Annotated in this window: 8 protein-coding genes; 1 reads left to right on the plus strand and 7 read right to left on the minus strand. The window is 71.3% G+C overall.

Going from position 1 to position 9,805, the window contains the following annotated elements; genetic code table 11:
• Window positions 1-23: 23 nt before the first annotated feature.
• The 4 genes from ruvX to ACWD3D_RS08210 are packed head-to-tail and all read right to left on the minus strand — an operon-like array spanning window position 24 to window position 3,985.
• On the minus strand, window positions 24-509 hold the full coding sequence (gene ruvX, locus ACWD3D_RS08195; RefSeq protein WP_387372945.1) for a Holliday junction resolvase RuvX: 486 nt from the start codon (window positions 507-509) through the stop codon (window positions 24-26).
• Entirely contained in the window at window positions 506-3,175 is a 2,670-nt protein-coding gene (gene alaS / locus ACWD3D_RS08200) for an alanine--tRNA ligase (protein ID WP_451460091.1), read from the minus strand. Before alaS ends, ruvX begins: the two co-directional genes overlap by 4 nt.
• A complete protein-coding gene (locus ACWD3D_RS08205) occupies window positions 3,175-3,531 on the minus strand; it encodes a DUF6167 family protein (protein WP_451460092.1) in 357 nt (118 codons plus the stop codon). The genes alaS and ACWD3D_RS08205 overlap by 1 nt, the downstream gene beginning before the upstream one ends.
• A 7-nt stretch (window positions 3,532-3,538) precedes the next feature.
• Window positions 3,539-3,985: a DUF948 domain-containing protein gene (locus tag ACWD3D_RS08210; protein ID WP_451460097.1), complete on the minus strand. Its 447-nt coding sequence runs from the start codon at window positions 3,983-3,985 to the stop codon at window positions 3,539-3,541.
• A 233-nt stretch (window positions 3,986-4,218) separates the two neighbouring features.
• Here ACWD3D_RS08210 and ACWD3D_RS08215 point away from each other — a divergent pair, with 233 nt between their 5' ends.
• Entirely contained in the window at window positions 4,219-6,435 is a 2,217-nt protein-coding gene (locus ACWD3D_RS08215; protein ID WP_451460093.1) for an ATP-binding protein, read from the plus strand.
• A 19-nt stretch (window positions 6,436-6,454) separates the two neighbouring features.
• Here ACWD3D_RS08215 and rpsD read toward each other — a convergent pair whose 3' ends face one another.
• The 3 genes from rpsD to ACWD3D_RS08230 form a co-directional block, all read right to left on the minus strand.
• A complete protein-coding gene (rpsD, locus tag ACWD3D_RS08220; protein ID WP_018524225.1) occupies window positions 6,455-7,069 on the minus strand; it encodes a 30S ribosomal protein S4 in 615 nt (204 codons plus the stop codon).
• A 313-nt stretch (window positions 7,070-7,382) separates the two neighbouring features.
• On the minus strand, window positions 7,383-8,759 hold the full coding sequence (locus tag ACWD3D_RS08225) for a replication-associated recombination protein A (RefSeq protein WP_451460094.1): 1,377 nt from the start codon (window positions 8,757-8,759) through the stop codon (window positions 7,383-7,385).
• A gap of 105 nt (window positions 8,760-8,864) precedes the next feature.
• Complete coding sequence (locus ACWD3D_RS08230; RefSeq protein WP_451460095.1) at window positions 8,865-9,500, minus strand: vitamin K epoxide reductase family protein; 636 nt, start codon at window positions 9,498-9,500, stop codon at window positions 8,865-8,867.
• Window positions 9,501-9,805: the final 305 nt, after the last annotated feature.

The raw sequence follows: 9,805 nt of genomic DNA on the forward strand, positions 1-9,805 counted from the left end.
CGCGGAACGTTACCGTATCGCGATCACAGCACCACTTCGACGCCCTCGCCAGGTGCATGCCCTGACGCCCGTTCGGACTCCAGCGCGTTCTGCAGGATCACCACGGCAGCGGCCTGGTCGATGACGGACCGCCCCTTCTTGGACCGGACGCCCGAGGCGCGCAGCCCCTGGGTGGCCGTCACCGTGCTCATCCGCTCGTCCACCAGCCGTACCGGCAGCGGATGGACCGCGCGGGCGAACACCTGGGCGAAAGCACGGATCTTCGCCGCGGCGGGGCCCTCACCGCCGCCCAGGGACCGGGGGAGGCCGATGACGACCTCGATCGGCTCGTACTCCTCGACGATCTGGCCGAGCCGCCGGTGGGCGGCCGGGACGTCACGTCCCGGCACGGTCTCCACCGGCGTCGCCAGGATGCCGTCGGGGTCGCACGAGGCGACCCCGATCCGGGCGTCCCCGACGTCGATCGCGAGCCTGCGTCCGCGACGCATCGGGGCACTCTCCTCGGTCATGCGGTCTCGGTGACCAGGCGCTCGACCGCGGCGACGGCGTCACCGATGGCGTCGGGGTTCTGACCGCCGCCCTGGGCGACGTCCGGCTTGCCGCCGCCACCGCCACCGAGGGTCTTGGCAGCCGTGCGCACCAGGTCGCCGGCCTTGAGACCGCGCTCGCGGGCGGCCTCGTTGGTGGCGATGACCGTCAGCGGGCGTCCGTTGGCCGTGGTGAAGAGGGCCACCACGGCGGCCCGGCCGCCCTGGATACGGCCGCGCACGTCGAGCACCAGGCGGCGCAGGTCGTCGGCGGAGGTGCCGTCCGGCACCTGGCCGGTGACCAGGGCGACACCGCGTACGTCCTTGGCGGACTCGACCAGACCGGCGGCGGCCTGGAGGACCTTCTCCGCGCGGAACTTCTCGATCTCCTTCTCGGCGTCCTTCAGCTTGCCGAGCATGGCGGAGATCTTCTCCGGCAGCTCCTCGGAGCGGCCCTTGACCAGCTCCTGGAGCTGGGCGACGACCGTGTGCTCCTTGGCGAGGAAGTTGTACGCGTCCACGCCCACCAGGGCCTCGATACGGCGCACCCCGGAACCGATGGAGGACTCGCCGAGCAGCTTCACCAGGCCCAGCTGGGAGGTGTTGTGGACGTGCGTGCCGCCGCACAGCTCCTTGGAGAAGTCGCCGATGGTGACGACCCGGACCCGCTCGCCGTACTTCTCGCCGAACTCGGCGATGGCGCCCTGCTTCTTGGCCTCGTCGATGGACATGACCTCGGCCTGGACGTCGAGTTCCCGGGAGAGGACCTCGTTGATCTTCTGCTCGACGTCGACGAGGACCGTGCCGGGAACGGCGGCGGGCGAACCGAAGTCGAAGCGGAAGCGGCCCGGGGAGTTCTCCGAACCGGCCTGGGCGGCCGTCGGGCCGAGCGCGTCGCGCAGCGCCTGGTGGGTGAGGTGGGTGGCGGAGTGGGCGCGGGCGATGGCCCGGCGCCGCGTGATGTCGATCGTGGCGTACGCGGACGAGCCCACGGTCACCTCGCCGACCTGGACGACGCCCTTGTGCACGCTGACACCGGGGACCGGCTTCTGGACGTCGCGGACCTCCACGACGGCACCGCTGTCGAGGCGGATGCGGCCGGTGTCGGCGAGCTGGCCGCCGCCCTCGGCGTAGAACGGGGTGCGGTCGAGGACGACCTCGACCTCGTCGCCCTCGCTGGCGGCGGGCGAGGGCACACCGTTGACGAGGAGGCCGACGACGGTCGACTCGCCCGTGGTGGTGGTGTAGCCGGTGAACTCCGTGGCGCCGGCGGTGTCGGCGACCTCGCGGTAGGCGGAGAGGTCGGCGTGACCGGTCTTCTTGGCGCGGGCGTCGGCCTTGGCCTTGTCGCGCTGCTCCTGCATGAGGCGGCGGAAGCCGTCCTCGTCGACGGCCAGGCCCTGTTCGGCGGCCATCTCCAGGGTCAGGTCGATCGGGAAGCCCCAGGTGTCGTGGAGCAGGAACGCCTTGTCGCCGGCGAGGACCTGGCCGCCGGCGGCCTTGGTCTCGGTGACGGCGGTCTCCAGGATGTTGGTGCCGCCCTTGAGGGCCTTGAGGAAGGCGGTCTCCTCGGCGAGCGCGACGGTCTCGATGCGCTTGCGGTCGGTCAGGAGCTCCGGGTACTGCTGCCCCATCGTGTCGATGACGACGTCGATCAGGTCATGCACGACGGCACCGGAGGCGCCCATGAGGCGCATGTTGCGGATGGCGCGGCGCATGATGCGGCGCAGCACGTAGCCGCGGCCCTCGTTGCCCGGGGTGACGCCGTCACCGATGAGCATGACGGAGGTGCGCATGTGGTCGGCGACCACGCGCATGGAGACGTCCGTGGTGTGCGCGGCGCCGTAGCGGACTCCGGTGAGCTCGGTGGCCTTGTCCATGACGACGCGCAGGGTGTCGGTCTCGTACATGTTCTGCACGCCCTGCAGGATCATCGCGAGGCGTTCGAGGCCGAGACCGGTGTCGATGTTCTTGGACGGCAGGTCCCCGAGGATCGGGAAGTCCTCCTTGCCGTCACCGGCGCCGCGTTCGAACTGCATGAAGACCAGGTTCCAGATCTCCACGTAGCGCTCGTCGTTGACGGCCGGGCCGCCCTCGGCACCGAACTCGGGGCCGCGGTCGTAGTTGATCTCGGAGCAGGGGCCGCAGGGACCGGGGACGCCCATGGACCAGAAGTTGTCCTTCTTGCCGAGGCGCTGGATGCGCTCGGAGGGCACGCCGATCACGTCGCGCCAGATCGTCTCGGCCTCGTCGTCGTCGAGGTAGACGGTGATCCAGAGCTTCTCCGGCTCCAGGCCGAAGCCGCCGTCCGCCACGGAGCTGGTGAGCAGCTCCCAGGCGTGCTTGATGGCGCCTTCCTTGAAGTAGTCGCCGAAGGAGAAGTTGCCGCACATCTGGAAGAACGTGCCGTGCCGGGTGGTCTTGCCGACCTCTTCGATGTCCGGGGTACGGACACACTTCTGCACGCTGGTGGCGCGGGGGGCCGGCGGCTTGGCCTCACCGAGGAAGTACGGCTTGAAGGGCACCATGCCCGCGTTGACCAGCAGCAGAGTCGGGTCGTCCGCGATGAGCGACGCCGAGGGGACGACGGTGTGACCGCGCTCCTCGAAGAAGCTCAGCCAGCGACGGCGAATTTCGGCCGACTCCATCAGTGGTCCTCATTCCGGTTGTTCGAGTTGTAGGGGAGGGTGCGGTACAAGGGTGCCTCGTCCGCGCGGCGCGCGGGTCCGGCCGCTTCGACGGCCCGGTGGCGCCGTACGGGGAGCTCCGGATCGACCGGTGCGTCCAGGCCCAGCGCTCCGCCGAGTTCGGCCTCGCGGCGGACCATGCCCTCGCGCACGTCGAGGGCGAAGTCCTTGAGCCGGTGACCGGTCTCGATCGCCTTGTCCGCGGCCTGCGCCGCGAGGCTCTCGGGGCTGAGCTGCTTGATCTTGCGGTTCACCTTGGTGGTGGCCCACACGCCGGCGGCCGCGCCGGCGGTGAACCAGAAGGTTCGGCGGAACATCGCTGGTTCAGTCCTTCTGTCCGCGGGAGCTGCGCCCGTTCCGCTTCTTGCGGGCGGACGGCACGGTTCGTCCGACGACCACGGTACGGCGGGCGGCCTGACTCTCACGCGCGGGCTCCGGTGCGCTCCGGCGGCCGAGGGCCTGGCGTACGCCGTAGCCGAAGGCCGCGACCTTCACCAGCGGGCCGCCGAAGGTCGAGGCGACGGTGGTGGAGAGGGCGGAGGCGTTGGAGGTGACCTCCTGGACGTCCGACGCGATGGCGTCGACCTTGTCCAGCTGGGTCTGCGCGGAGCGTACGGTCGCGGAGGCGTCGGCGAGCAGCGGTACGGCCTGCTCGGTGACGTCCGCGACGAGCTTGGTGGTCGCCCTGAGCGTCTGGGCCAGCCTCACCAGCACCACGGCGAGGAACGAGACCAGGATCGCCCAGAAGACGGCCACCAGAATCCCGGCCACCTCTCCACCGGACACTGTGCACCGCTCCCTGCTTGTCGCTCGCCCCTGGGGGGCCTGTCACCGTCCCGACCGGCCGCGGCGCCCGGGTGCGAACCCGCCGCTCCGGCCAGTCGTCGTATCGACGAGCCTATCGCGCCGGGCGTCACGCCCTGTACCGCATTACCCCGTGGCCGGGGCGGGTTCGCGGGAGAAGTTTGTACGCAGCGCTTCCGGACCAGTACTCTGCGTGTTTCATGCGACGTCTTCAGGGCCGGCTCCCCGGACCCGACGATCAGGGCTCCGGGTCCGCCCCTCGGCGCAGCGGGCTTCCCGCGGAGCTGAACACCTTCGTCGGACGCCACGACGATCTCGCCGTTCTCGGCGCGCTACTGGAGGAGTCCCGGCTGGTCACCGTCGTCGGTGTGGCGGGCGTCGGGAAGACCCGCTGCGCGGTACGCGTCGCCGCACTTCTGGAGAAACGGTACTGCCATGGGGTCGGGGTGGCCGACCTGGCCGGCCTGGGCGATCCCGACCTGCTGGGGCACGCGGTGGTGGACGCGCTGGGGTTGACCGACCACACGCGCAGGCCGCCCAGGGCGGTCCTGCTGGAGCACCTGGCCGACCGTGAGGTGCTGCTGGTGCTCGACGGGTACGAACAGCACGTCGAGGCATGCGCGGACCTGGTTCAGGAACTGCTGCGCCGGGCGCCGCGCCTGCGGGTGCTGGCGGCCGGCCGGCTCCCGCTGCGGGTGGACGGCGAGCGGCTCCACCCGCTCGCGCCGATGGGCGAGGAGGACGCCCTGGAGCTGTTCACCGCCCGGGCCGGAGCGGTACGGCCCGGCTTCGCGCCCACCGGAGTGGCCCGGGAGACCGTACGGGAGCTGTGCCGGCGCCTGGACGGGATTCCGCTCGCCCTGGAGCTCGCCGCCGGCCGGACGCGCGCGCTCGCGCCGGACCAGATCCTCCAGCGGCTGGACGACCGCTTCCGGTTGCTGACGGGTGGCAGCCGCAGCGCCCCGCCGCGCCACCAGACCCTGCGGACGGCGATCGGCTGGAGCCACGAGCTGTGCGCGCCCGCGGAGCGGCTGCTCTGGGCGCGGCTCTCCGTCTTCGCCGGACAGTTCGACCTGGAGGCCGCGGAGTACGTATGCGGCGGTCCGGACCTGCCGGCCGACACCGTACTGGACGTGCTGGACGCACTCCTCGCCCAGTCGGTGGTGCTGCGCGAGGACTCCCCGGCCGGCACCCGCTACCGCCTGCTGGACACGATCCGCGAGTACGGGGCCCAGTGGCTGTCGGCCACCGGCGACGCGGAGCGCCTGCGACGGCGCCACCGGGACTGGTTCCTGGGGCTCGCCACCTGGTGCGAGCTGGACTGGTTCTCGCCCCGGCAGGAGGTGGTGGCGGCCCGCATCGAGTGCGAACTCCCCAATCTCCGCAGGGCGATGGAGTGCTCGATGGAGTCGTCGGACGAGGTCCACCTCGCGCAGTACCTGGCGGGAACCCTCTGGTACTTCTGGGCCGGCTGCGGGCGGCTGGCCGAAGGCAGGTACTGGCTGGAGCACGTGCTCGACGAGGAGACCACCCACGATCCGTCGCGGCTGAAGGCGCAGTGGGTGCTCGGGTACGTGGCGGTGCTCCAGGGAGACGCCGTCGGCGCGATCTCCGCGCTCCAGGACTGCCGGGAGGGGGCCGAGCGGTCCGGGGACGACTCGGCGGCGGCGTACGCGGTGCACCGGACGGGCTGCCTGGCCCTCGTCACCGACGACGTGGTGCGCGCGGAGGAGCTGCTGCGGGACGCGCTCGTGCGCTACCGGGAGGTGGGCGAGCTCAACAGCAACGTCCTGATGGCCCAGGTGGAACTGGGCATGGCGCGGGCGTTCCAGGGAGACCTGGAGGACGCCGCCGCGAACTGCCGGGAGGTCGAGGAGATCTGCGACGACCACGGGGAGCGGTGGGTCCGGGCGTACGCGCTGTACGTCCTGGCCTTCGTGGCGCTGCGGCAGGACCGCCCCGGGGCGTGCCGCCGGATGCTCCTGGAGGCCCTGGCCACCGGCCACCGCTTCCACGATCCGCTGGGCGGCGTGCTCTGCCTGGAGCTGCTGGCGCTGCTGACCGTCGTGGAGGGTGACGCGACGGAGGCCGCCGTGCTCCAGGGGGCCGCGTCGGCGATCTGGCCGTCCGTGGGGGTGCCGGTCTTCGGCTCGGTCCACTACGGCGCTCCGCGCGCGGAGTGCGCCGCGCGGGCCCGTGGGGAGCTGGGGGAGGCGGCCTACGGCGCCGCCCTGCGGACCGGCGCACTGCTGGACTTCGACACCGCGGTCCGGCGTGCGCTGGCCGGCGGGAACCCGCCTCCGGCGGACGGTTCCCCGCCGCCGGGGGGCCGCCCCGCCGCGAGCGTGCCCGCGCCCGGGGAAACGCGAAGGCCCGCCGCCTCCCGGATGACCGAGAGGGGCGGGCCCGAGCTCTGATGCGAGCGCTGCGCCTGGATCAGCGGGCGTAGTACTCGACGACGAGCTGCTCGTCGCAGATGACCGGGATTTCCTTGCGGTTCGGGTCCCGGTCCAGGCGGAAGGCCAGGGCCTTCAGGTTCACCTGGAGGTAGCGCGGGGTCTCACCGTCGGTGTCGTAACCACCCTCGCGGGCCACCTGGAAGGGGACCTTGGAGCGGCTGCGCTCGCGGACCTGGACGACGTCGTCGGGGCGCACGCGGAACGACGGCTTGTCGACCTTGCCACCGTTGACCTCGATGTGGCCGTGAACGACCATCTGACGGGCCTGGTAGATGGTGCGGGCGATGCCCGAACGCAGGACCAGGGCGTCGAGGCGGCGCTCCAGCTCGACGACCAGCGCCTCGCCGGTCTTGCCTTCGGCCTTCTTGGCGCGGTCGTAGGCGCGCGCCATCTGGCGCTCGCTGATGTCGTACTGCGCACGCAGGCGCTGCTTCTCCAGCAGACGGACCTTGTAGTCCGAGTTCTGCTTGCGGCCACGGCCGTGCTCGCCCGGCGGGTACGGACGCGCTTCGAAGTACTTGACAGCCTTGGGCGTCAGAGCGATGCCGAGGGCACGCGACTTCTTGACCTTGGGACGCGACTGGTTAGGCACGTTCTCCAGACCTCCGTTGTAGGGGTTTACCTCAGTGGGGAGATCGCGTGTCTCACCCTGGGAACACCACACACATCACGGACGTCACGAAGCAGCGACGGCACACACAAGGGTGCCGTAAGCGACGGAAGGCCGTTCTGATCGTGGTCAGCCGCGTCCCAGCGGGCTTGAAGACCGTCGGGCTGCCGTCGAGCAACCCGAACGCACACGAACTCGTCTACAGACTACCCGCTCCGCGGAGCTCCTCGTACCGGGGGCGGTGTGACCCGTACCGGCGGGACGCTTCACACGCGCGCGAGGGAGCCCCCGGGCGTCAGCGCTCGCGCGCCCCGGCGTCGCCGTCCGTGCGGCCGAGGCGCTCGCGGACCCGGTCGGCCACGTCGGCGTACCGGGCCTCGGCGCCGTACCGGGTCGGGGTGTAGTACCGGCGGCCCCGGACCGCCTCGGGGGCGTACTCCTGGGCGGCGATGCCGCCGGGGACGTCGTGCGGGTAGACGTATCCCTGGGCGTGCCCCAGCTTGGCGGCGCCCGCGTAGTGGCCGTCGCGCAGATGCGCCGGGACCGGGCCTGCCATGCCCTTACGGACGTCCTCCCGGGCGGCCATGATCGCCAAGGTCGCCGCGTTCGACTTGGGGGCGAGGGCCAGGGCGATGGTCGCGTGGCTGAGGGTGAGGGCCGCTTCGGGGAAGCCGATCAGGGCCACGGCCTGGGCGGCGGCGACCGCCGTCGGCAGTGCGGTCGGGTCGGCCAGCCCGATGTCCTCGCTGGCCGAGATCATCAGCCGGCGGGCGATGAACCGGGGGTCCTCCCCCGCCTCGATCATGCGCGCCAGGTAGTGCAGCGCCGCGTCCACGTCGGAGCCCCGGATCGACTTGATCAGAGCGCTCGCCACGTCGTAGTGCTGGTCGCCGTCCCGGTCGTACCGCACGGCGGCCCGGTCGACCGTCTCCTCGACGGTCGAGAGGGTGATCTCCGTCTCGTGCTTCGCCAGGGCGGCCCCGGCGGCGGCCTCCAGCGCGGTGAGCGCGCGGCGGGCGTCACCGCCCGCGATGCGCAGCAGATGGTCCTCCGCGTCCTCGGGGAGCGTCACCGCACCGCCGAGACCGCGTTCGTCGGTGAGGGAGCGGCGCAGCAGGGCGCGCACGTCGTCCTCGGTGAGGGATTCCAGGGTGAGCAGCAGGGAGCGCGACAGCAGCGGCGAGATGATGGAGAAGTGGGGGTTCTCGGTGGTCGCCGCGATCAAGGTGACCCAGCGGTTCTCGACAGCGGGGAGCAGGGAGTCCTGCTGGGCCTTGGAGAAGCGGTGGATCTCGTCGAGGAAGAGGACGGTCTCCTTGCCGAAGCCGCCGGAGGCCCGGCGGGCACCGTCGATGACGGCCCGGACCTCCTTGACACCGGCGGTGATCGCCGAGAGCTCGACGAACCGCTTGTTGGTGGCCTTGCTGACCACGTACGCGAGGGTGGTCTTGCCGGTGCCGGGCGGGCCCCAGAGGATCACCGAGGACGGGCCGGCCGGGCCGCCGCCGGCCTCGCCGACGAGCCTGCGCAGCGGGGAGCCCTGCTTCAGCAGATGCTGCTGGCCGAGGACCTCGTCCAGGACCCGGGGACGCATCCGGACAGCGAGGGGGCTGCTGGACGGGTCCTTCTCCTGGCGTTCTTCGGCTGCTGCGGTAAAAAGATCGGGCTCCACGTCAGGAAGCCTAAGCGACCGCACCGACAGGACGGCGGGGCCGGTGGCCCGGAGCGCTCTCCCCCGGGCCCGTACGCACCCGCGGCCCGTCCGTGCGGGCGCCGGTCAGCTGGTCCAGAAGTCCCACCAGCGGGTCAGGATCAGCATGCCGATGATGCCGATCCAGAGCACCGGGGGCGCCCAGTGGAATTCGGTGAGGGCGTTGCGCAGCCAGGACGGCGCGGGCAGGATGCGGTGCTTCACGTTGTGGATGGTGACGTAGCAGAACATCGTGATCGTGGCGACCCAGGCCAGGCAGCACCAGAGGCAGAGCGAGTTGATGTTGTACAGCGACTGGTACTGGAGCCAGGTGCAGAAGCCGACACCGAAGAGCATGCCCGCGTTGAGGCCGAGCCAGTACCAGGAGCGGAACCGGGCTCCGGCGAGCAGGGCCATGCCGATGCCGATCACGATCGGGTAGGCGACGAGTCCCATCATCGGGTTCGGGAACCCGAAGGCCGCCGCCTGCTCGCTCTTCATGACGTTGCCGCAGGCCACCACCGGGTTCAGGCTGCATCCGGGGGTGAAGCTCGGGTCTTCCAGGAGCTTGAACTTGTCGATGGTGATGACCCAGGCGGCCAGCAGTCCGGCCGCTCCCGTGATCACCAGCAGCAGCGCGAGGGCGCGCCCGCTGCCGATGGTGCGTTTACCGCCGTCCTCGGCCTGCGTCGAGGAGTGGTGATCTACCGCTGCAGTCGTCATATCGCCGTTCCATCGCTGAGTGTCCGACCGGGCACGGTCATTCTGCCGTACCACCGTTCGGGTCTTCCGTTCGATACGCATAAGGACGTGCGAGGGTCGGGCGCCCCTTCCCGCGGGTACGGGCGGGGTGCACGGCTCTGGCGTGGTCGAACGTGTCCGCCGGGGCGGACCGGAACGTCACCGGCGCTCACCGAATACGTGGACCGGTATCGCCCTGCCGAATGACGCGGGCGACACGCGGTTGACAGCGCCGGGGTGCGGACACGCCGAGGGGCGGCACGGTCCGGCCGTGCCGCCCCTCGTGC

Source organism: Streptomyces sp. NPDC002690 (genome assembly GCF_053592415.1).

Coding starts and splice junctions, on each gene's coding strand:
- ruvX (WP_387372945.1), bottom strand. CDS start 509: ATGACCGAGGAGAGTGCCCCGATGCGTCGCGGACGCAGGCTCGCGATC.
- alaS (WP_451460091.1), bottom strand. CDS start 3,175: ATGGAGTCGGCCGAAATTCGCCGTCGCTGGCTGAGCTTCTTCGAGGAG.
- ACWD3D_RS08205 (WP_451460092.1), bottom strand. CDS start 3,531: ATGTTCCGCCGAACCTTCTGGTTCACCGCCGGCGCGGCCGCCGGCGTG.
- ACWD3D_RS08215 (WP_451460093.1), top strand. CDS start 4,219: ATGCGACGTCTTCAGGGCCGGCTCCCCGGACCCGACGATCAGGGCTCC.
- ACWD3D_RS08230 (WP_451460095.1), bottom strand. CDS start 9,500: ATGACGACTGCAGCGGTAGATCACCACTCCTCGACGCAGGCCGAGGAC.